The 21,719-nt window shown below is 69.9% G+C and carries 17 protein-coding genes; 11 read left to right on the top strand and 6 right to left on the bottom strand.

From position 1 onward, the window contains the following. Positions 1-63: 63 nt before the first annotated feature. Positions 64-1,461: a dihydrolipoyl dehydrogenase gene (lpdA, locus tag ABG085_RS07780; RefSeq protein WP_347978825.1), complete on the bottom strand. Its 1,398-nt coding sequence runs from the start codon at positions 1,459-1,461 to the stop codon at positions 64-66. A 9-nt stretch (positions 1,462-1,470) separates the two neighbouring features. Continuing rightward, positions 1,471-2,169: a copper resistance protein CopC gene (locus ABG085_RS07785; protein ID WP_347978826.1), complete on the bottom strand. Its 699-nt coding sequence runs from the start codon at positions 2,167-2,169 to the stop codon at positions 1,471-1,473. Between the two features lie 168 nt (positions 2,170-2,337). Here ABG085_RS07785 and ABG085_RS07790 point away from each other — a divergent pair, with 168 nt between their 5' ends. Continuing rightward, positions 2,338-5,013, top strand: a complete 2,676-nt coding sequence (locus ABG085_RS07790) for a M14 family zinc carboxypeptidase (protein ID WP_347978827.1) — start codon at positions 2,338-2,340, stop codon at positions 5,011-5,013. Positions 5,014-5,204: 191 nt separating this feature from the next. Next, positions 5,205-5,606, top strand: coding sequence for a hypothetical protein (locus ABG085_RS07795; protein ID WP_163620808.1), 402 nt, complete (start codon positions 5,205-5,207; stop codon positions 5,604-5,606). Between the two features lie 68 nt (positions 5,607-5,674). Here ABG085_RS07795 and ABG085_RS07800 read toward each other — a convergent pair whose 3' ends face one another. Then, positions 5,675-6,040, bottom strand: coding sequence for a hypothetical protein (locus tag ABG085_RS07800; protein WP_347978828.1), 366 nt, complete (start codon positions 6,038-6,040; stop codon positions 5,675-5,677). Between the two features lie 256 nt (positions 6,041-6,296). Here ABG085_RS07800 and ABG085_RS07805 point away from each other — a divergent pair, with 256 nt between their 5' ends. From ABG085_RS07805 to ABG085_RS07815, 3 genes are all read left to right on the top strand, one after another. Further along, the gene (locus ABG085_RS07805) at positions 6,297-6,800 is read left to right on the top strand and encodes an FHA domain-containing protein (protein WP_347978829.1); all 504 of its coding nucleotides are present in this window, start codon (positions 6,297-6,299) and stop codon (positions 6,798-6,800) included. Next, positions 6,800-7,492, top strand: coding sequence for a MerR family transcriptional regulator (locus ABG085_RS07810; RefSeq protein ID WP_347978830.1), 693 nt, complete (start codon positions 6,800-6,802; stop codon positions 7,490-7,492). Before ABG085_RS07805 ends, ABG085_RS07810 begins: the two co-directional genes overlap by 1 nt. 138 nt (positions 7,493-7,630) lie before the next feature. Beyond that, the gene (locus tag ABG085_RS07815) at positions 7,631-8,173 is read left to right on the top strand and encodes a MerR family transcriptional regulator (RefSeq protein ID WP_347978831.1); all 543 of its coding nucleotides are present in this window, start codon (positions 7,631-7,633) and stop codon (positions 8,171-8,173) included. Position 8,174: 1 nt separating this feature from the next. On the opposite strand, the gene ABG085_RS07820 is transcribed toward ABG085_RS07815, so the two are convergent. Both ABG085_RS07820 and ABG085_RS07825 read right to left on the bottom strand, forming a co-directional pair. Then, positions 8,175-9,389 (bottom strand): aminotransferase class I/II-fold pyridoxal phosphate-dependent enzyme, encoded by a 1,215-nt coding sequence (locus ABG085_RS07820; RefSeq protein ID WP_347978832.1) that lies wholly within the window; start codon positions 9,387-9,389, stop codon positions 8,175-8,177. Positions 9,390-9,521: 132 nt separating this feature from the next. Further along, positions 9,522-10,331: a ParA family protein gene (locus ABG085_RS07825; RefSeq protein ID WP_194415853.1), complete on the bottom strand. Its 810-nt coding sequence runs from the start codon at positions 10,329-10,331 to the stop codon at positions 9,522-9,524. A gap of 85 nt (positions 10,332-10,416) precedes the next feature. Between ABG085_RS07825 and ABG085_RS07830 the strand changes: the two genes are divergently transcribed. From ABG085_RS07830 to def, 3 genes are all read left to right on the top strand, one after another. Beyond that, the gene (locus ABG085_RS07830; RefSeq protein WP_347978833.1) at positions 10,417-13,824 is read left to right on the top strand and encodes a pyruvate carboxylase; all 3,408 of its coding nucleotides are present in this window, start codon (positions 10,417-10,419) and stop codon (positions 13,822-13,824) included. A 75-nt stretch (positions 13,825-13,899) separates the two neighbouring features. Further along, positions 13,900-15,927 (top strand): AAA family ATPase, encoded by a 2,028-nt coding sequence (locus ABG085_RS07835; RefSeq protein ID WP_347978834.1) that lies wholly within the window; start codon positions 13,900-13,902, stop codon positions 15,925-15,927. Between the two features lie 8 nt (positions 15,928-15,935). After that, positions 15,936-16,427 carry a peptide deformylase gene (gene def, locus ABG085_RS07840; RefSeq protein WP_347978835.1) on the top strand — a complete coding sequence of 164 codons (492 nt, stop codon included), beginning with the start codon at positions 15,936-15,938 and terminating at the stop codon, positions 16,425-16,427. Between the two features lie 126 nt (positions 16,428-16,553). Here def and ABG085_RS07845 read toward each other — a convergent pair whose 3' ends face one another. Beyond that, positions 16,554-18,380: a long-chain fatty acid--CoA ligase gene (locus ABG085_RS07845; protein ID WP_347978836.1), complete on the bottom strand. Its 1,827-nt coding sequence runs from the start codon at positions 18,378-18,380 to the stop codon at positions 16,554-16,556. A 153-nt stretch (positions 18,381-18,533) separates the two neighbouring features. Between ABG085_RS07845 and ABG085_RS07850 the strand changes: the two genes are divergently transcribed. The 3 genes from ABG085_RS07850 (at position 18,534) to ABG085_RS07860 (ending at position 21,573) form a co-directional block, all read left to right on the top strand. After that, positions 18,534-19,469 carry an ROK family glucokinase gene (locus ABG085_RS07850; RefSeq protein WP_347978837.1) on the top strand — a complete coding sequence of 312 codons (936 nt, stop codon included), beginning with the start codon at positions 18,534-18,536 and terminating at the stop codon, positions 19,467-19,469. Positions 19,470-19,471: 2 nt separating this feature from the next. Further along, complete coding sequence (locus tag ABG085_RS07855) at positions 19,472-20,161, top strand: lysophospholipid acyltransferase family protein (protein ID WP_347978838.1); 690 nt, start codon at positions 19,472-19,474, stop codon at positions 20,159-20,161. Between the two features lie 62 nt (positions 20,162-20,223). Then, complete coding sequence (locus ABG085_RS07860) at positions 20,224-21,573, top strand: 3-deoxy-7-phosphoheptulonate synthase class II (protein WP_347978839.1); 1,350 nt, start codon at positions 20,224-20,226, stop codon at positions 21,571-21,573. The last annotated feature ends 146 nt before the right edge of the window (positions 21,574-21,719 follow it).

The raw sequence follows: 21,719 nt of genomic DNA on the forward strand, positions 1-21,719 counted from the left end.
AGCGACGAGACGAAACGCCCCGGACCTTCGAAAAGGTCCGGGGCGTTCGACGTCTTGCGGTGATCAGAGGTTGATCATGTGACCGGCGAGGCCGTGGAAGGCCTCCTGCACGGCCTCCGACAGCGTCGGGTGCGTGTGGACGTTGCGCGCGGCCTCGAGGGCGGTGAGGTCCCACTTCTGCGCGAGCGTGAGCTCGGGCAGCAGCTCCGAGACGTCCGGGCCGATGAGGTGACCGCCGAGCAGCTCGAGGTGCTCGCCGTCCGCGATGAGCTTGACGAAGCCGATGGGCTCGCCGAGGCCGTTCGCCTTGCCGTTCGCCGAGAACGGGAACTTCGCGACCTTGACGTCGTAGCCGGCGTCCCGCGCCTGCTGCTCGGTGAGGCCGAACGAGGCCACCTGCGGCGAGCAGAACGTCGCGCGCGGCATCATGCGGTAGTCGCCGAGGGTCATCGTCTCGGCCTTGCCGATCGTCTCGGCGGCCACGACGCCCTGGGCCTCGGCCACGTGGGCCAGCTGCAGCTTGGCGGTGACGTCGCCGATGGCGTAGATGTGCGGCACGTTGGTGCGCATGTGGTCGTCGATGTCGATGGCGCCGCGGTCGGTCAGCTTCACGCCGGTGGTCTCGAGTCCGAAGCCCTCGACGTTGGCGGCGAAGCCGATCGACATCATGACCTTGTCGGCGTCGATCGAGCCGGTGGAGCCGTCCTTGGCGGTGTAGGTCACGGTGACCTTGTCGCCCTGGTCGTTCACGGTCTCGACCTTGGTCGACGTCAGGATGTCGACGCCGTAGCCCTTGTACTGGCGCGCGATCTCCTTGGAGACGTCGGCGTCCTCGTTGGGCAGGGCGCGGTCGAGGAACTCGATGATGGTGACCTTGACGCCGTAGTTCACCATGACGAAGGCGAACTCCATGCCGATGGCGCCGGCACCGACGATGACGATCGACTTCGGCAGGTCGCGGGCGAGGATCTGCTCCTCGTACGTGACGATGTTGCCGCCGATCTGCACACCCGGCAGCAGGCGGACCTTCGAGCCGGTCGAGATGATGGCGTTGTCGAAGGTGACGTCCTCGGTGGAGCCGTCGGCCTTGGTCACGCGGATCGCGTTCGGGCCGGTGAACGAACCGCGTCCCTCGTACTCGTCGACCTTGTTCTTCTTCATCAGGTAATGGATGCCCTTGACGTGGGTGTCGGCCACCTTGCGGCTGCGATCCCACGCGACCCCGAAGTCGAAGTGCACGTCACCCGAGATGCCGAAGAGATCGGCCTTGTGGTGGAACTGGTGCGCGAGGTCGGCGTTCTTGAGCAGTGCCTTCGAGGGGATGCAGCCGACGTTGAGGCAGACACCGCCCCAGTACTTCTCTTCGATGATCGCGACCTTGAGGCCGAGCTGAGAAGCACGGACGGCCGCGACGTACCCGCCGGGCCCCGCGCCGAGGATGGCGACGTCGTAGTGAGGCATGCTTCCAGCCTAGTGGTCGGCTGAGGGCGGGGAGCCGGGCTGCGAGGGGCCGCCGGCGGTGCCCTGCGCCCCGTCCGCGAGGGCCTTCTCACGCCGCGAACGCGACACCAGCAGGTAGACGACGGCGCCGATCAGCGCGAGGGCCAGCAGGCCGGCGATGACCCACGGCAGCGCGCTCGACCCGTCCGACGCGGCGGGCTCACCGGTCACCGTCGGGGTGGGCGTCGCCGTCTCGCTGGGCTCAGCGGTGGCGCTCGGGGTGGGCGCGGTGGTCTCGGTGGCGGTTGCCGTGGGCGTGGGGGCTCCGGTGACCGTGAACGAGAACTCGCCCGAGATGGGGTGGCCGTCGCTCGAGACCACCTTCCACAGCACCTTGATGGCACCTGCTGCCTCGCCCGACAGTGCCTGGGTGACCAGGTTGTCGCGGACGGTCGGCGTGCCGACGGCGAGCGCCGTGCCCGCGGCATCCGTCACCTGCACGACCGAGGCGCCGTCGTCGTCGGCGATCTCGGCGCTGAACGTGAGCGTGAGCTGGCCGGGAAGTGCGTCGATCGTGGCGTTCGCGGCCGGGTCGCTGCCCAGCAATTCGTCGTGCGCGTGGGCGGGGGATGCCGGCACGAACAGCATCGCGAAGGCGACGAGCAGAGCGGCCGCGACGAGCGCGAGACGGGGGGTGAGTCGGGAATCGCGGGGTCGAAGGGCTTCCACCCGATCGAGCCTAGCCGGTACGTTTCGTCCATCCGGTCGCAGCGAGGCGGGCGGAAACACGGCGTTCACGAGCGGTCCCGCCGTGGAAACAGAAGGGTGCCACGCTGGCGCCGGGCCGGTCGGCTCGCGCTCGTGGTCGCGGGCGCCCACCGTCGAGAAAAGGAAGTCATGAGACTCTTACGCTCCATCGCGGTCATCGGCGGCGTCGCCGTCGCGGCCGCCTCGTTCACGAGCGGTGCTGCGTTCGCAGCACCCGTTCCCGCCATCGCGGTCCCCGGCATCTCGGCTGTCACGGAAGACCCCGGCGGCCGCGGGCCGGAGCGCGATCCCGGCTCCGAGACGTCCACGTCGTTCGCGGATCTCGTCAAACTGGCCAAGACGGGGCCGGCCGCCAAGGCGACCGCCGGCGCGATCGACATGCCCACGTCGTACCCGTTCCAGCCGACCCTGACGGTCTACCCCGCGGACAGCCCGGACGCGACCGACCTGAACCAGACGATCGCCTTCTCGGAGCTCGCGCCGCGGCTGAACCAGCTCATGGCCGAGAGCGACCGGGTCTCGACGCAGCTCGTCGGCCAGTCGACCGCTGGACGGGACCTGTACCTGGTCACCGTCACGGCGCCGGAGAGCACGGGTGAGACGGCGCGGCAGTCGAAGTGGCGGGACGAGATCCGCACCGCGCCCGCCAAAGCGGCGAGCGATCCCCAGCTCGCGGCGGAGTACAAGACGCCGATCTGGATCAGCTCGAACATCCACGGCAACGAGTGGGAGGGCACCGACGCGGCGATGCAGTTCATCGAGCAGCTCGCCGTCTCGGAGGACCCGGCGACGGTGGCGGCGCTCGAGGACCACCGCCTCTACTTCTCGCTGACGCTCAACCCCGACGGTCGGACGCTCGCCACGCGCGCGACCTCGCTCTCGCTCGACGCCAACCGCGACATGGTGACGCTCACCACACCGGAGGCGCGGTCCTTCGTCGCGACGGCACAGGCCCTTCAGCCGCTCTACGCGGCCGACTTCCACGGCTACACCAGCGTGCTGCAGGTGGAGCCCTGCGGTCCGCCACACGGTGAGAACTACGAGTACGACCTGTTCATCCCGCACGGCTACGCCGCCGCGCTGCAGGTCGAGGCCGATGTCGTGGCCGCGGAGATCCCGGGCAACACCTACTACGACCGGGCGACCGGTGGCGTCACGAACACCAACACGGGCAACATTAAGATCCCGTACCGCGACACCCCGTCGGGCTGGGACGACTACCCGCCCATCTTCACGGCGCAGTACGCCGCGTTCCACGGCGCCGTGACGTCGACCGTCGAGCTGCCCCGCGGGCGTACCGGATCGACGACGACGCCGGCGAACGCCGTCATCAACACCGCGGTCGCCAAGGCGACGATGGAATCGATGGTCCGGTATGTCACCGAGAACTCGGACGTGATGCTCGCCGACCAGATCGAGTCGTTCCGCCGCGGACTCACCGGCGCCCCGAAGGACTCGCTCACCGCCGCAGACGTCGCCGCGGTCCCCGGCCCGGACCAGTGGAAGGAGCACTGGGACGTCGCGGACGACCAGGATCCGGTTCAACTGCCGCGCGCCTACGTCATCCCGCTCGGGGATGCGCAGCGCTCGACCTCCGACGCCGAAGCCCTGGTCGACACGCTGCTCTTCCACGGCATCGAGGTCGGCACGCTGGCGCGCACCACGACCGTCGGCGGAGTCACCTATCCGGCGGGCTCCTTCGTGGTCGACATGCACCAGCCGCGCCGCGGTCTCGCCAACGCGCTGCTCGATCTCGGCACCGACATCTCCGGGAAGGTGCCGTCGATGTACGACATCTCCGCGTGGAGCCTCGCATACCTGTGGGGCGCGACGGTGGACAAGGTCGGATCGACGACGGATGCCGCGATCGGCGCCGTCGTGCCGCTCCACCGCGTGCCGCAGGATGGTGTGCTGCCCAAGAAGTCGGCCTACGTGGCGTTCGACGTCGCGGGGGTCGAGGACTACCGCGCGCTGAACTCGCTGCTCGAGGCCGAGGCACCGGTGTGGCTGCTGGACGACGGACGCGCCGTCGTCGGCGAAGCCGGCCTGTCGGCCGCCGCGAAGGCCGTCGTCGACTACGACATCGCATTCGAGGCGGTCTCGGCCGCCGACGTCGCAGCACTCGACGAGGCCACCGAGCTGGAGCAGCTCACGATCGCGGTGGCGGGAAGCCAGGACGACGCCCTCGCGCTCGCCGAACTGGGGTTCACCGACATCACGCGCGTGACCGCGGCGGATGTGCAGAACGGAGCGGCGACAGGGACGACCGGGCTCGAGGACGCGGACCTGCTCTGGGTCGGCTCATCCTTCTCGCTCGCAGCGGGCTCGACCGGCCGCACCTACGTGCAGCAGTGGGTCGATGCCGGCGGGTCGATCGTGGGACGCACCAACCAGGCGTTCGCCGTGGCCTCGACGTACGGCCTGGTGTCCGGCTCCGTCGTCGCGGGCAACGGCTCCGGCAACGGCATCGTGGATGTGGACACGCCGGAGGGGTCGATCTTCTCCGCGCACCCGCAGGACGCGTCGTTCATCTACCCCGCATACTGGTTCACGAACCTCGGCGCGGGCACGACCGCCGAGGTGCGATACGCCGACGACGTGCTCCTCGCCGGTCACTGGCGTCCGAGCGGCGCCGGGACCAACGGGCCGGCGGCGGCCGCCGGTCAGGCGGCGGTCATCTCGGGCGAGTCCGCCTCCGGTTCCCGTGCGGTCGTGTTCGGCACCTCGCCGTTCTTCCGGACGCACCCGAAGGGCGCGATGAGCCAAGCCGCGCAGGCCATCTTCTGGGCGGCAGCCGGCGACTGACGGCCGGCGACGACGCCCGTCCCCTCGGGCGAGGGGGCGGGCGTCGTCGTGCGCAGAGGGGTTTGTGAATTCCTTGTGACAACGCCCGATCGGCCCTCGCCGAGGCTTCAAACGGCGCCGTCGCGCGAGTAGCCTGAGCCGCAGGCGGGCACTCCTGCTCGCGGACGAACCCAGGGAAGCGAGGTGGGCAGATGGACTCCATGATGATGGACGCCATGTCAAAGGACATGATGTCGATGCCCGGCATGGACACCATGGACATGTCGGTGATGCAGGCCTGTATGGACGCCTGCTCGGCCTGCGAGCAGGCATGCACGGTGTGCTCCACGCAGATGATGTCGTGCGCCCCCGCGTGCATGAACTGCGCGGACATGTGCAACACGATGATGCGGTCCATGCTGCGCATGCAGGGCATGAACCCGGCGACCATGATGTCGATGCTGGATGCGTGCATCGCGATGTGCCAGCTGTGCATGGACGAGTGCATGGAGCACGCCGACCACAGCGAGGTCTGCAAGATGTGCGCTCAGGCCTGCCAGGCGTGCATGGACGCCTGCATGGCGATGAAGAACTCGATGATGGCGATGGGCTGAGGCCCGTCGCCTTCTCTCATTCGTGCGCGATCGATCGCGCACGAATGCCGCCGGCTCGCGGCGGGGCCTCAGGCTTCGACGAGCTCCGCGCGGAGGACGTTGTAGCGCGCGCCGCCGACGGCCAGCACGTGGTAGCGCTCGTGCAGCGCCACCGGCGTGCCGGGCGTCGCCGTCGCGGCGGCGCCGACGCCGTTCCACAGCACGATCGACGTGGCATCGGTCAGCGTCCGCACGATCACGAAGCCGGATCGCTCGTCGGACTCCTCGACGATCGCGTCCGCCCATTCGGACGGCGTCGCCGCGGCCAGGCGCGCCTGGATGAGGTGCAGCGCGTGCCCGGGGGCGAATGAGGAGCAGCTGGCACCGTGGTCGCACATGCACGCCGCACGCTCACGCACCTGGAGGGGCGGGATGTGGCTGTGCGGGCTGGACACGATGTTCTCCTTCTCATGCGACGAATCGTCTGCGGTCCTGCCAGGCTAGGGGGGCACGCGTGTCAAGGCATCTCGGGTGACACGCGGCGAAACATTGCGACAGCCGCCGTTTCGGGGGTGCGCGGGCCTGGCCCGAGCGCCCCGCCATGCCGGACCCCTCGGGCCTCGGTGCCGACGATCCGCTGCCGCAACCGCCAAAACGGCCTCTTCCGAGCCGAGGGTGATCGGATAGGCTGGCCGAGCAGAGGAGGAAACCGTGGAGCACGACCGCCGACCCGATGAGGGCGACATCCGCCGCGCCGCAGGAGCCGCCGCGCACGAGTCAGACCGTGCCGCCGACACCACGCAGACGTTCGGCCACGATTCCGATCTGTCGTTCGTGCCGTTCGGCAGCGAGCTCGGGGATGCGGAGCTCGACGCGATCGATGCTCTCCCGTCCGGTGCTGCGCTGCTGCTCGTCCGTTCCGGACCCACCGCAGGCGCCCGCTACCTGCTGGATTCCGACGTGACGACCGTCGGACGGCATCCCGAAGCAGACATCTTCTTCGACGACGTCACCGTCTCGCGCCGCCACGCCGAGATCACCCGCTCGGGCACGACCTTCGAACTGGTCGACCAGCGCTCGCTCAACGGCACCTACGTCAACGGCGAGCGGGTCGACAGAGCCACGCTCACCAATGGCGCCGAGGTGCGCGTCGGAAAGTTCCGCCTCAACTTCTTCGTCTCGCCGGCCGACCTCGCCCGGGCGGCGGACGCCTGATGCCCGCGGCTTCCGCCCGTGAAAGGGCGTCGTCCGCGGGTCTTCTCAGCATCGGGCAGGTTCTGGCGCGACTGTCGCCGGAGTTCCCGTCCCTCACGTCCAGCAAGCTGCGCTTCCTCGAGGTGCAGGGCATCGTCACGCCGCTGCGCACCGAGTCCGGCTACCGCAAGTTCTCGCAGGACGACCTCGAGCGGCTGCGGCTCGCACTGACGCTGCAGCGCGACCACTACCTGCCGCTGTCGGTCATCCGCGACTACCTCGAAGACGTCGACGCCGGCCGCGATCCGGCCACGCCGACCGCGGTGCCGCCGCCCTCGATCGTGCCCGCCCCGCGCCGCTACCGCCGGGACGAGATGCTCGCTGCCGCCGGCGCCGCGCCGCAGCTGCTCAACGATGCGATCAGCACCGGGATCCTCGCCGGAGCGGAGTCCTACACCGAGCAGTCCGTCACGCTGCTGCGCGCGCTCGTCGCCCTCGACCGCCACGGCATCGAGCCCCGTCACGTCCGCGCGCTGCGCCAGAGCGCCGAGCGCGATGTCGCCCTCGTCGAGTCGGCCCTCGCGCCGTTGCTGCGGCGGACGGATGCTTCGTCGCGCGGTCGCGCCGGCGAACTCGCGCCCGAATTGACCCGGCGCCTCGATGACGTGCGCGCGATCTTCGTGCGTGCCGCGCTCGACCGCATGCTCTCTTGACACGGCGCGGACGCCGTCGGCAGGGGGCCTGCCGAAGCGAAGCGTGCGACACGCCGACCTCCGAACAGCGGATGTCATTGCCGCGAGGGGGAGGCTGATCTAGCGTTGAGGTATTCGATTCCGGAGGGGGGAACGAGCATGACCGGAGACCTGGCTGCAGGTGAGCCGTTCGGCGCAGAACTCCTCTTCACCGACGGACTTCCCGCGATGGACGACGAGGTCGGCTACCGCGGAGCGGTGGCGGCGAAGGCTGCCGGCATCACGTACCGTCAGCTCGACTACTGGGCTCGTACCGAGCTCGTCGAGCCGACCGTCCGGGGCGCCAGCGGGTCCGGCTCCCAGCGCCTCTACGGATTCCGCGACATCCTCGTGCTGAAGCTGGTCAAGCGCCTGCTCGACACCGGCATCTCGCTGCAGCAGATCCGCACCGCGGTCGACCAGCTGCGTGCCGCCGGCATCCGCGACCTCGCGGGCACGACCCTCATGAGCGATGGCGCCTCCGTGTACCTGTGCACGTCGAACGACGAGGTGATCGACCTCGTCAGCCGCGGTCAGGGCGTGTTCGGCATCGCGGTCGGCAAGGTGCTGCGCGAGGTCGAGTCGGAGCTCGTCGAGTTCGAGGTCGAGAAGCTCGACGCGATGGACGAGCTCGCGGTTCGCCGCGCCGCCCGCACCGCCTGACTCACGCCCGCGCCGTCTCCACCCGGTCTCGTGCCTCCGTGCTCGCGGTGAACGCCTGAGCCAGGTCGGCGATGAGGTCGGCGGGGTCTTCGAGCCCGATCGACAGCCGCACCAGAGCGTCGGACGGCTTGGCCTCCGACGCGACGGGGCGGTGCGTGAGCGCCGCGGGGTGCTGGATGAGCGAGTCGACGCTGCCCAGCGACACCGCGTGGGTGAACAGCTCCACCTCGGCCGTCAGCGACGACGCCGCCGCGAACCCGCCGGCGAGCTCGATCGCGATCATCGCGCCCGGACCCGCCTGCTGCGTGCCCACCAGGCCCTGCGGGTCACTCGCCGCGAAGCCGGGGAAGTGCACGCGGGCGACCTCGTCCCTCGTCGTGAGCCAGTCCGCGACGATGCGCGCGCCCTCCTGCTGCGCCCGCATGCGCACCGGCAGCGTCGCGAGGCCGCGGTGCAGCAGGTAGGCCGCGAGCGGGTGCATGATGGCGCCGGTGATGGCGCGCGTGCGGCGCAGGGCCGCGGCGAGCCGCGCATCGCAGGCGACGACGCCGCCGACGACATCGCCGTGGCCGCCGAGGTACTTGGTGGCACTGTGGAGCGACAGGGCGGCGCCGAGATCGAGCGGATGCTGCAGCATCGGCGTGGCGAACGTGTTGTCGACCAGCACCGGCACGTCGCCCGCCGCCTCCACCACGGCGGCGATGTCGACGAGTTCCAGCGTCGGGTTGGCCGGGGTCTCGAGCACGACGAGCGCGGTGTCGTCCCGCATCGCCGCCGCGACGGCGTCGGGGGCGCAGAACGTCGTCTCGACGCCGAGCAGCCCCGATGCCAGCAGATGGTCGGTTCCGCCGTAGAGCGGGCGGACCGCCACGACGTGGCGGCGCTGCGACTCGTGCGTCAACGCCAGCAGCACCGCGGTGACCGCGGCCATGCCGGACGAGAAGGCCACAGCCTCTTCGGCGTGCTCGAGGCGCGCGAGCGCCTCTTCGAACCGGGCGACCGTGGGATTCCACAGTCGGGCGTAGACGTTCGAGCCCCCTTCGAACGGGTGGCCGCCGGTGGCGAGCACCTCGTAGGACATGCCGCCGAGGTCGATCCCGGGCAACGGGTTGGTCGACGAGAGGTCGAGGGGGAGTGCGTGGACGCCGAGGCTCGCGAGATCGTCGCGGCCGGCGTGCACGGCGAGGCTGTCAGGGTGCAGCGTCATCGATGCCATGGCGATATGGTCAGTGATCGCGAGGCGAATAGCAAGTCGTGATCACCGACTGGTGCACGATCTATACAAAGTGACCATCAATTGAGACGGCCGTCACCGAGTGGATGCCGGTGCCACCGGCATCCGTCATCGTCAGGAGCGCGTGTCTTCCGCGACCGGGATGCGACCCGTCCGCATGACGCGGTCGAGCAGCGAGTCGAAGTCGGCGGCGAGCTCCTGCGCGGAGTCGCCGGGCCAGATGTGGAGCGGCTTCGCGGCGCCCTGCGCCTGCTGCAGTGAGGTGCGCTCCGGCAGCTGCGGGCTCAGCACGAGGGGGCCGAACATGTCGCGCAGCTCCTTGATGCGGAACTGGTGCTCGATCGACTGCGGGCGCACGCGGTTGACCACGATGCCCAGCGGCTGCAGGCGAGGGGAGAGGCCGCGGCGGATCTCCTCGATCGCGCGGAGCGCACGGTCGGCGGCGGCCACCGAGAAGAGGCCGGGCTCGGTCACGACGATCACGCGGTCGGACGCCGCCCACGCGGTGCGCGTAAGGGCGTTGAGCGAGGGTGCGCAGTCGATGAGCACGAGGTCGTAGTCGGCCTCGATGGTCGCCAGCGCCTCCTCCATCTTCCACACGTCGCGGACGCTCGGGTGCGGACCGTCGAAGTTGATCGCAGACGGGCTGCCGATCATCACGTCGATGGTGCCCGGATGCACCTTCGCCCATCCGCTGGAGGTGATGGCCTGACGGACCGTCTTCTCCTTCGGGTTGGCGAGGACATCTGCGACATTCAGTCGACCGGCGACTTGGATGTCCATGCCCGTCGATACGTCGGACTGCGGGTCGAGGTCGACGACGAGCGTGCGGACACCGCGGGCGAATGCCGCCGACGCGAGTCCGAGAGTCACGGTTGTCTTGCCGACCCCACCCTTGAGCGAGCTGACGGATAGGACGTGCACAAGGCACAACGTTACCGTCCCCTAGGCTGAGAGCACACTCAGCCTGTTCCCCGGGCCCGCCTGCGCCGCCGCACACGGAGGTCGAATGTTCCGCAAGATCCTGGTCGCGAACCGAGGCGAGATCGCCATCCGGGCCTTCCGCGCCGCATACGAACTGGGGGCCCGCACGGTTGCGGTGTTCCCGTACGAAGACCGCGGCTCGCTGCATCGGCAGAAGGCCGACGAGTCGTACGAGATCGGCGAGAAGGGGCATCCCGTCCGCGCGTACCTCGACGTCGACGAGATCATCCGCGTGGCGAAGGATGCCGGCGCGGACGCGATCTATCCGGGCTACGGCTTCCTCTCGGAGAACCCCGAGCTGGCGGAGAAGGCGGCGGCCAACGGGATCGCCTTCATCGGTCCGCCCGCGAAGGTGCTCGAGATGGCCGGCAACAAGGTCACCGCGAAGCACCACGCGGTCGCCGCGGGCGTGCCCGTGCTGCGCTCGACCGAGGCGTCCGACGACGTCGACGCCCTGCTCGGCCAGGCCGACGACATCGGCTTCCCGATCTTCGTCAAGGCGGTCGCCGGCGGTGGCGGACGCGGGATGCGGCGCGTCGAGCGCCGTGAAGAGCTCGCCCCCGCGCTGGCCGAGGCGATGCGAGAGGCGGGAAGCGCCTTCGGCGACGCCCGCGTGTTCCTCGAGCAGGCCGTGCAGCGGCCGCGCCACGTCGAGGTGCAGATCCTCGCCGACGCGACGGGCGAGACCGTGCACCTGTTCGAGCGCGACTGCTCGGTGCAGCGCCGTCACCAGAAGGTGATCGAGATCGCACCCGCGCCCAACCTCGACCCCGCCGTCCGCGACGCGCTCCACGGCTACGCCGTCGCCTTCGCACGGTCGATCGGCTACGAGAACGCCGGCACGGTGGAGTTCCTCCTGGAGACGGCGGGCCCCCGCACCGGCGAGGTCGTGTTCATCGAGATGAACCCGCGGATCCAGGTCGAGCACACCGTCACCGAGGAGGTGACGGATGTCGATCTCGTGCAGTCGCAGATGCGCATCGCCGCCGGGCAGACGATCGCCGAGCTCGGTCTGACGCAGGACAGGATCCAGCTGCGTGGCGCCGCCCTCCAGTGCCGCATCACGACCGAGGACCCGTCGCAGGGGTTCCGCCCCGACACCGGCCGCATCACCACGTACCGCTCGCCGGGCGGCGCCGGCATCCGGCTCGACGGCGGCACGACCGCAGCGGGCTCGCAGATCAGCCCGCACTTCGACTCGATGCTCGCGAAGCTCACGTGCCGCGGCCGCGACTTCCCGGCCGCCGTCGCCCGTGCACGCCGGGCGCTCGCGGAGTTCCGCATCCGCGGCGTCTCGACCAACATCCCGTTCCTCCGGGCGGTGCTCGACGACCCGGCATTCGTCGCCGGCGACGTGAGCACCTCCTTCATCGACGAGCGCCCCCAGCTGCTCACCAGCAACCCGTCACGAGACCGGGCGACCAAGCTGCTGAACTGGCTCGGCGACGTGACCGTCAACCGGCCCTACGGCGACAAGCCGCTGTCGGTGTCGCCGGGCAGCAAGCTGCCCGGCATCGACCTCACCGCCGCCCCGCCGGCGGGGACGCTCGCGAAGCTGCGTGCGCTCGGCCCCGAGGGCTTCGCGCGCGCTCTTCGCGCGCAGAGCGCACTCGCCGTCACCGAGACGACGTTCCGCGACGCCCACCAGTCGCTGCTGGCCACCCGCGTCCGCACCCGCGACCTGGTGCGGGTCGGCCCGCACGTGTCGCGCATGACGCCGGAGCTGCTGTCGGTCGAGGCGTGGGGCGGTGCCACCTACGACGTCGCGCTGCGCTTCCTTGCGGAAGACCCGTGGGAGCGCCTCGAGGCGCTCCGCGAGGCCATGCCCAACATCCCGATCCAGATGCTGCTGCGCGGCCGCAACACGGTGGGCTACACCCCTCGCCCCGTCGAGGTCACCGACGCGTTCGTGCGCGAAGCCGCGGCCACCGGCGTCGACATCTTCCGCATCTTCGACGCGCTCAACGACGTGTCGCAGATGCGCCCGGCGATCGACGCCGTGCGCTCCACGGGCACCGCCATCGCCGAAGTGGCGCTCTGCTACACCTCCGATCTGCTCGATCCGGCGGAGCAGCTCTACACGCTCGACTACTACCTCCGCCTCGCCGAGCAGATCGTCGAGTCCGGCGCGCACATCCTGGCGATCAAGGACATGGCCGGTCTCGTGCGACCAGCCGCCGCCGCCAAGCTGGTCACGGCGCTCCGCGAGAACTTCGACCTCCCGGTGCATCTGCACACCCACGACACCGCGGGCGGGCAGCTGGCGACGCTCCTGGCGGCCAGTGCGGCGGGCGTCGACGCGGTGGATGCCGCGGCCGCACCGATGTCGGGCACCACGAGCCAGCCCTCGCTCTCGGCTCTCGTGGCCGCGCTCGCGCACACCGACCGCGACACCGGACTCAGTCTGCAGGCGGTGAGCGACCTCGAACCGTACTGGGAGGCCGTGCGCCACCTCTACCGCCCGTTCGAGTCCGGGCTCGCCTCGCCGACGGGCCGCGTGTATCACCACGAGATCCCGGGCGGACAGCTCTCGAACCTCCGTCAGCAGGCGATCGCACTGGGCCTCGCCGACGACTTCGAGCTCATCGAGGACATGTATGCCGCCGCCGACCGCATCCTCGGCCGCATCCCCAAGGTGACGCCCTCGTCCAAGGTCGTCGGCGACCTGGCGCTCGCGCTCGTCGCGGTGCGCGCCGACCCCGCCGACTTCGAGGCGAACCCGCAGAGCTACGACATCCCGGACTCGGTGGTCGGCTTCATGGCGGGCGAGCTGGGCGATCTGCCGGGCGGCTGGCCCGAGCCCTTCCGCACCAAGGTGCTCGAAGGCCGCACGGTCTCGATCGAGGTGCCTCCGCTCACGGAGGAGGAGCACGAAGGTCTGGCCGGCGACCGGGCGCTCCGCCGCCGCACCCTCAACCGGCTGCTGTTCCCCGGCCCGGCACGCGAGTTCGAGAAGAACCGCGAGGCGTACGGCGACCTCACTGCTCTCGGCACGCCGGACTACCTCTACGGCTTGAAGCCGGGGGAGGAGCACATCGCCGAGATCGACCCGGGCGTGCAGCTGTACGTCGGACTCGAAGCGATCGGCGAAGCCGACGACAAGGGCTTCCGGACCGTGATGACGACCCTCAACGGACAGCTGCGGCCGGTGTTCGTGCGCGACCGCAGCATCAAGGTCGAGACGCGCCCGGCTGAGAGGGCCGACACCTCGAAGCCGGGGCAGGTCGCTGCGCCCTTCTCCGGCGTCGTCACGCTGAAGTCGGCCGTCGGCGACGCCGTCGCGGCCGGGCAGCCGGTGGCTTCGATCGAGGCCATGAAGATGGAGGCCGCCATCACCGCGCCTGTCGACGGCGTCGTCGAACGCCTCGCGATCGCCGCGACCGCACAGGTCGATGCGGGCGACCTTTTGGTCGTGATCCGTCCGGCCCAGTAGCCTGGAAGGCGGCATACGCCCGAATATGCGCCCGCGGCACCCGAACAGGCGCCATCTTCCCAGGAGAACTTCGCAGTGACGCCCGATCGCACCGAACACACGCCCGACGAACCCGAGAACGGGGTGCTCTCCGAGACCGGCAGCATCGACACGACCGGTCTCGGCATCCTGGGCGGTGCAACGGCGCAGGTGAACGTCCAGCTGCCGTCCGAATCCGAGGACGACCTCGCCGACGACGGTGTCATCGACGACGAGGTGCCCTTCGTCATCGAGATCCCGGCGGACGCCGACCTTCCCGTCATCGCCCCCGCGCCTGCCGACGAGTATCCCCTCGAGACAGCCCAGGCGGAGATCGTGGAGACGCCCGCGGAGCTCGAGGAGTGGACGGTCGAGGGCGAGGGCTTCGCGCCGGCAGCGCCGGTGGAGGACATCGCCGACGCGGATGAAGTCTTCGAGGCGCTCCCGGTCGAGGAGCCGCGCGACCGCGACGGCGACGCCGAGGTGATGGTCGAGGACGCGGCCGACCTGCACGAGCAACCCGAGGCCGAGGCCGAGGTCGCCCCGGAGGCACCCGCGCCGGCCGCTGTCTCGCCCGCGGTGCAGGTCGAGATGCAGGACGAGGTGGGCACGGAGCCGCCTGCAGCAGCCGATTCCGCCGAAGACGAGTTCGACATCGTGGACTTCGACGTCGCCGAATTCGAGGACGCGGACTTCGACGAAGAGTTCGATCCCGCCGAGTTCGACCGCGTCCTCGCCGAGGGCATCGACGATGTCGAAGGCGAAGCCGCTCTGGCGGAGAACGCCCCGACGGGAGACGATGTCATCGCGACCGACGACACCGCGGAGGAGCCCATGATCGCCAAGACCCCGGCCGACGACGGCAAGGACGCCGGCAAGGACGCCGGCAAGACGGATGCCGCGGCCGCGGCATCCGCACCCAAGACGTCGCCCGCACCGAAGTCGCCCGCACCGCCGTCCGTCTCGGCGAGCGCCGCGGCGGCGAAGACTGCGACCGGCTCGACTCCCGCGACCCGTCGGCAGGCGAACCACACCGGTGCCCAGCCCGTCATGGAGCGCTCGGCCGTGGAGCGGGCTGCGTTCGCCCGCTCCGACGTCGCTCTCGCGTCCAAGCGCCTGGGCGAGTTCGAGGCCGACCGTGAGACCGCCGATCTGCTCACCGCGGATCGGCTGCTCGACCCGCACCAGGTGGTCCGCCCCGAGCCCGAGGGCGCGTGGCAGCACTTCGTCTACTCGATCTCGGGCAGGCGCATCAACCTCGGCGACAGCAAGCGCGCGAGGGCCCGCAAGGAGCTCGACCGCCGCATCGCGGCGCCGCTTGTCGGCGGCGCGCGCTTCGTGCCGGTGCTCTCCCGCAAGGGCGGAGTCGGCAAGACGACCGTGACCACGCTGCTCGGCATGGCTCTCGCCGGCGCCCGCGACGACCGCGTGATCGCGGTGGACGCCAACCCCGACCGTGGGACGCTCGCCGAGCGGATCTCGGGGGACAGCGGCAAGACCGTCCGCGACCTGGTGCGCATCAGCCCCGAGGTGGTCGGCTTCAACGACCTCTCGAACATCGTCGCGCGCGACGAGACCCGCCTCGACGTCGTCGCCTCCGATTCCGACCCACGCGTCTCGGAGGCGTTCAACGACGCGGACTACCGGGATGTCGCGGCCCTTGCCGCGCACTATTACTCGGTGGTCCTCACCGACACCGGCACCGGCATCGTGCACTCCGTCATGGGCGCCACCCTCGACCTGGCCGACCAGCTCGTGATCGTCGCAGGCCTCAGTGTCGACGAGGCACGCCTCGCGTCCGAGACTCTGACGTGGCTCGAGACGAACGGCTACTCCGACAAGGTGCGCAACGCCGTCGTGGTGCTCAACAACGCGCGACCCGGGCATCCGCTCGTGCAGCTCGACGAGCTCGAGTCGCACTTCCGCACGCGCGTGCGCGCGGTGGTGCGTGTGCCGTACGACGCGCACATCGCGGCCGGCAGCGCCATCGTCTTCCGCGAGCTGCAGCCCGCCACGCGGGACGCTGCGCGCGAGCTCGCCGCCACGGTGGTCGAGGGCCTTCGTTCGCTCGCTTCGGCGGCCTGAGGCGACAGATGGCTGTTCGTCCCATCCGTGTCTTCGGCGACCCCGTTCTGAAGTCGGTCAGCACCCCCATCGAGACCGTCGACGAGGGTGTGCGCGCCCTCGTGCGAGACCTGGTCGACACCGTCGAGCTGCCCGGGCGCGCCGGCGTCGCGGCGCCGCAGATCGGCGTGGGCCTGCGGGCCTTCAGCTACAACATCGACGGCGACATCGGGTACGTGCTGAATCCTGTCCTCGTCGAGGTCTCGGGGGAGCCCGAGGCGATCGGCGAGGGATGCCTGTCGGTGCCGGGACTCTGGCACGAGGCCGTCCGGTACCCGCGTGCGAAAGTCGTCGGGATCGATCTCGACGGCAACGAGATCGTGCTCGAGGGGGAGGGGCTGCTCGCGCAGGCGCTGCAGCACGAGACCGACCACCTCGACGGCATGCTCTACCTGGAGCGGCTGACGCCCGAAGAGCGCCGCGTCGCGATGCGCGAGATCCGCGAGTCCGACTGGTTCTGAAGTCCCGTTCCCCCTGGAACCGCTGGTTCCCGCGCCAGTGAACTCGGAGCACCAGACAGCCAGACGGAACACGACGAAGCCCCGGACCCCTGAAGGGGTCCGGGGCTTCCGGCATCCATCGCGCTGCTACGGGAGCGAGACGTTCGTCGTGTTGACGGGGACCGCGTAGATCTCCTCGATGTCGCCCGCGAAGTCGGAGAGGATCACGTTGCGCTTGATGCTCATCTTGGGCGTCAGATGACCGCTGCCCTCCGTCCACTCGGTGGGGAGGATCGTGAACTTGCGGATCGATTCGGCGCGCGACACCGACGTGTTCGCACGATCGATCGCCTTCTGGATCTCGGCGCGCACCGCCTCGTTCTTCGCCGCGTCCGTCAGCGACAGGTCGGCAGGCAGGTTGTTGTTCGCCAGCCACGCCGGCAGCATCTCGGGGTCGAGGGTGACCAGCGCCGCGATGAACGGCTTCTGGTCGCCCACGACGACGACCTGGCCGACGATCGGGTTGGCGCGGATCGGGTCCTCGAGCGCGGCGGGGGCGACGTTCTTGCCACCCGCGGTGACGATGATCTCCTTCTTGCGGCCGGTGATCGTGAGGAAGCCCTCGTGGTCGAACGAACCCAGGTCGCCCGTCTTGAACCAGTCGCCGTCGAACGCCTCGGCCGTGGCCTCGGGGTTGCGCCAGTACTCCTTGAACACGTTGACGCCGCGCACCTGGATCTCGCCGTCGTCGCCGAGCCGGATGCCGACACCGGGGATGACCGGTCCGACCGTGCCGATCTTCGACTTGCGCGCCTGGTTCACGGTCGCGGGGGCGGTGGTCTCGGTGAGACCGTAGCCTTCGAGGATCGTGACGCCGAGGCTGTGGAAGAAGTGGCCGAGGCGGGGTCCGAGCGGGGCCGAGCCCGAGACCGCGTACGCGATGTTCCCGCCCATGGCGGTGCGCAGCTTGCTGTAGACCAGCCGGTCGAACAGCGCGAACTTGATCTTCGTGCCGAGCGGGACCTTCTTGCCCTCCTGCTGCAGGCGAGAATGCTCGACCGCGGTATGCGCGGCGGCGCGGAAGATCTTGCCCTTGCCGCCGGCCTCTGCCTTCTGCTCGGCCGAGTTGTAGACCTTCTCGAACACGCGCGGCACGGCGAGGAGGAACGTGGGCTTGAAGGAGCCCAGTGCGGGCAGCAGCTGCTTCGTGTCGGGCTGGTGACCCGTCTTGACGCCGGCGTGGATGTTGAGGATCGAGATGAACCGCGCGAACACGTGCGCCGTGGTGATGAACAGCAGGGTCGACGCTCCCGGAGTGGCGAAGACCTCCTGGTTCGACAGCGTCGCGTTGCGGGTGAGCTCGACGAAGTTGCTGTGGGTGAGCACGCAGCCCTTGGGGCGGCCCGTGGAGCCCGACGTGTAGATGAGCGTGGCGATGTCGGCGCCGTTGGCGAGGTTGCGTCGCCGCTCGATCTCGTCGTCGGAGACGCCCGCACCCTCGGAGACCAGCCGGTCGAGGTCGCCGCTGTGCATCTCCCACGCGGAACGGATGAGGGGCAGCTCGCCACGCGCCTCCGCGAAGCGGGCGGTGTGCTCCGGCGACTCCGTGATGAGCGCGATCGCACCGGAGTCGGTGAGGTTCCACGCGATCTGACCGGTCGAGCTGGTCTCGTAGATCGGCACCATCACGGCGCCGGCATAGAACAGCGCGAAGTCGACCAGCGTCCAGTCGTAGGTGGTGCGGGCGATGAAGCCGACCTTGTCGCCCGGCTCGATGCCGCCGGCGACGAACCCCTTCGCGAGGGCGATGACCTGCTTCTGGAAGTCGGCGGCGCTGATGTCGCGCCACCCCTCGCCGTCGGGCACGGCGAACAATGCACGGTCGGGCGTCGCCTTGACGCGCTCGACCAGCAGGTCGGTGATGTTTGCCTGCGGATCGGCGGGGACGATGGCAGGGACTTCGAACTGGACCACGGCAGCTCCTTCGGTACCGGACGACTGAATCTCGGGCGGATCTGACATGAGTCTAATCGGCTGACACCTCCCCGCCGATGGGGGGTGTGGACGAGGACCGCCTGGATAGACTGCAAGGCGCTGTCGTACGTGCGGCGGCCGGAGAGGGAGATCGTGCTCAAGGTCGGTATCGACATCGGCGGAACCAAGATCGCGGGAGGCGTCGTAGATCCAGACGGCCACATCGTCGAGCAGCTCCGCGTCGACACCCCGAGCGACACCGACGCGCTCGCCCAGGCCGTCGTCGACATGGCGCGCTACTTCCGGGGAGCGCATCAGGTCGCCGCCGTCGGGGTCGCGGCTGCCGGCTTCATCGACCGCGACCGTGCCACCGTCATCCACGCGCCGAACATCGACTGGCACAACGAGCCGCTGAAGGCGACGCTCGAGGACGGCATCGGCCTTCCGGTCACCATCGAGAACGACGCGAACGCCGCCGGCTGGGCCGAGTTCCGCTTCGGCGCCGGGCGCGGCGTCGACCACATGATCATGCTCACCATGGGCACGGGCGTCGGCGGGGCCATCGTGCTCGACGGGAAGCTCTTCCGCGGCGGGCACGGCATCGCGGCAGAGCTCGGCCACATCCGGTTCATCCGCGAGGGGCGACTGTGCGGCTGCGGTCAGCACGGATGCCTCGAGCAGTACGCCTCCGGCCGCGCGCTGCAGCGCGAGGCCGGTGAGATCGCCGACGCGGGCGGCATCGGCGCCGCGCTGGCGGCCCACCGTGCGGAGCACGGCTCGATCAGCGGACCGGCCGTCTCGCGACTCGTCCTCGCCGGCGATCCCGGCGCCGCCGAGGCGCTGCGCCGCGTCGCTACCGCGCTCGGCGAGGCGTGCGGCGGTTTCCAGGCCGTGCTCGACCCCGAGCTGTTCGTCATCGGCGGGGGCGTCGCCCAGCTCGGCGACGCGCTGCTGGAGCCCATGCGGGTGGCCTACGAGCGTTCGCTCCCGGGCTACGGCGACCGGCCCATCGCGACCTTCGCGATCGCGAGGCTCGTGAACGACGCGGGCCTCATCGGCGCCGCCGACCTCGCGGGGACCGAGGCGTAGCGGTGTTCTACTGGCTGATGAAGTACGTGGTGATCGGGCCGATCGTCAAGGCCATCTGGCGCCCGTGGATCGTCGGCCGTCGCAACATCCCCGCGGAAGGGGCCGCGATCCTCGCCAGCAACCACCTCTCGTTCATCGACTCCGTGTTCCTGCCGCTCATGATCGACCGGCCCATGTCGTTCCTCGCCAAGAGCGACTACTTCACGGGCAAGGGCCTCAAGGGCTGGGCCACCCGGATGTTCATGAAGGGGACCGGGCAGATTCCGATCGATCGCACCGGCGGCAAGGCGTCCGAGGCATCCCTCAACACGGGTCTGCAGGTGCTGGGTCGCGGGGATCTGCTGGGCATCTACCCCGAGGGCACCCGCAGCCCCGACGGCAAGCTGTATCGCGGCCGCACCGGCATCGCGCGCATGGCGCTCGAGGCGCACGTTCCGGTGGTGCCCGTGCTGATGGTCGACACCGACACGATGATGCCGATCGGCACAACCGTCCCGCGCATCGTGCGGGTCGGCATCGTGGTCGGCGAGCCGCTCGACTTCTCGCGCTTCGCGGGCATGGAGGGCGACCGCTACATCCTCCGCTCGATCACCGACGAGATCATGGTGGCGCTGCAGCGGCTGGGGGAGCAGGAATACGAGGACGTCTACGCGTCGTCGGTCAAGGATCGCCTCAAGAAGAAGAGTCGCTGACCTCCCGGCGAACGGGCGTCACGCGGCGCCGGCGCCGAGTCCGCCACGGCTAGACTCGAGGGATGCTTCAGCAGCTCGACGCACTCGACCACTGGCGGACCCTGCCCATCAAGCAGCAGCCGCAGTGGTATGACGCCGAGGCGGCGGTTGCGGCATCCGCAGAGCTCGCGACTCTGCCCCCGCTGGTCTTCGCCGGCGAGGTCGACAACCTCCGCGACCGCCTTGCCCGTGCCGCCTCCGGCCGCGCGTTCCTGCTGCAGGGCGGCGACTGCGCCGAGACCTTCGCGGGTGCCACCGCCGAGCAGATCCGCAACCGCATCAAGACGGTGCTGCAGATGGCCGTGGTGCTCACGTACGGCGCGTCGATGCCGATCGTGAAGATGGGCCGCATGGCGGGTCAGTTCGCGAAGCCCCGCTCCAGTGACACCGAGACGCGCGGCGAAGTGACGCTGCCCGCCTACCGCGGCGACATCGTGAACGGCTACGACTTCACCGAGGGCTCGCGCCAGGCCGACCCGCAGCGGCTGCTGAAGGGCTACCACACGGCCGCGTCGACCATCAATCTCATCCGCGCGTTCACGCAGGGCGGCTTCGCCGACCTCCGCGAGGTCCACTCCTGGAACAAGGGGTTCGCACAGAACCCCGCCAACCAGCAGTACGAGCGTCTCGCCACCGAGATCGACCGCGCGATCAAGTTCATGGAGGCCGCCGGCGCCGACTTCGACGAGCTGAAGCGCGTCGAGTTCTACACCGGCCATGAGGGCCTGCTCATGGACTACGAGCGGCCCATGACGCGCATCGACTCGCGCACCAACACGCCGTACAACACCTCGGCGCACTTCCTGTGGATCGGGGAGCGCACGCGCGACCTCGACGGGGCGCACGTCGACTACTTCTCGAAGATCCGCAACCCCATCGGCGTGAAGCTGGGCCCCACGACCACGCCCGAGACGGCACTCGCGCTCATCGACAAGCTCGACCCGAACCGCGAGCCGGGCCGCCTCACGTTCATCACGCGCATGGGCGCGGGCAAGATCCGCGACGCGCTGCCGCCGCTGCTGGAGGCCGTGCGCGACTCGGGAGCCACCCCGCTCTGGGTCACCGACCCGATGCACGGCAACGGCATCACCACGCCCACCGGCTACAAGACGCGTCGCTTCGACGACGTCGTCGACGAGGTGCGCGGGTTCTTCGACGCACACCGCGCCGTCGGCACGTTCCCGGGCGGCATCCATGTCGAGCTCACCGGAGACGACGTCACCGAGTGCCTCGGCGGGTCGGAAGAGATCGACGAGGCCGCGCTCGCGACGCGCTACGAGTCGCTCTGCGACCCGCGACTCAACCACATGCAGTCGCTCGAGCTGGCGTTCCTCGTCGCTGAAGAGCTCGAGAAGCTGACCGCTCGCGCCTGACACGCAGAGGATCCCGGATGCCTCGGCCGAGGCATCCGGGATCTTCGTCGTCTGCGGTGCGCGAGACTTCACGAATGTCGGGGTTTAGCGGCGCTTCGGCGACATTCGTGAAGTCTCGGCCGCGGGTGCGCCGCCGACCCCGGCCG

This window comes from Microbacterium sp. ProA8, from assembly GCF_039905635.1.
GTDB lineage: Bacteria > Actinomycetota > Actinomycetes > Actinomycetales > Microbacteriaceae > Microbacterium > Microbacterium chionoecetis.

Excerpts from the sequence above, each read along its gene's own strand:
- ABG085_RS07790 (WP_347978827.1), top strand. The coding sequence starts at position 2,338 with ATGAGACTCTTACGCTCCATCGCGGTCATCGGCGGCGTCGCCGTCGCG.
- lpdA (WP_347978825.1), bottom strand. The coding sequence starts at position 1,461 with ATGCCTCACTACGACGTCGCCATCCTCGGCGCGGGGCCCGGCGGGTAC.
- def (WP_347978835.1), top strand. The coding sequence starts at position 15,936 with ATGGCTGTTCGTCCCATCCGTGTCTTCGGCGACCCCGTTCTGAAGTCG.
- ABG085_RS07795 (WP_163620808.1), top strand. The coding sequence starts at position 5,205 with ATGGACTCCATGATGATGGACGCCATGTCAAAGGACATGATGTCGATG.
- ABG085_RS07815 (WP_347978831.1), top strand. The coding sequence starts at position 7,631 with ATGACCGGAGACCTGGCTGCAGGTGAGCCGTTCGGCGCAGAACTCCTC.
- ABG085_RS07830 (WP_347978833.1), top strand. The coding sequence starts at position 10,417 with ATGTTCCGCAAGATCCTGGTCGCGAACCGAGGCGAGATCGCCATCCGG.
- ABG085_RS07810 (WP_347978830.1), top strand. The coding sequence starts at position 6,800 with ATGCCCGCGGCTTCCGCCCGTGAAAGGGCGTCGTCCGCGGGTCTTCTC.
- ABG085_RS07820 (WP_347978832.1), bottom strand. The coding sequence starts at position 9,389 with ATGGCATCGATGACGCTGCACCCTGACAGCCTCGCCGTGCACGCCGGC.
- ABG085_RS07860 (WP_347978839.1), top strand. The coding sequence starts at position 20,224 with ATGCTTCAGCAGCTCGACGCACTCGACCACTGGCGGACCCTGCCCATC.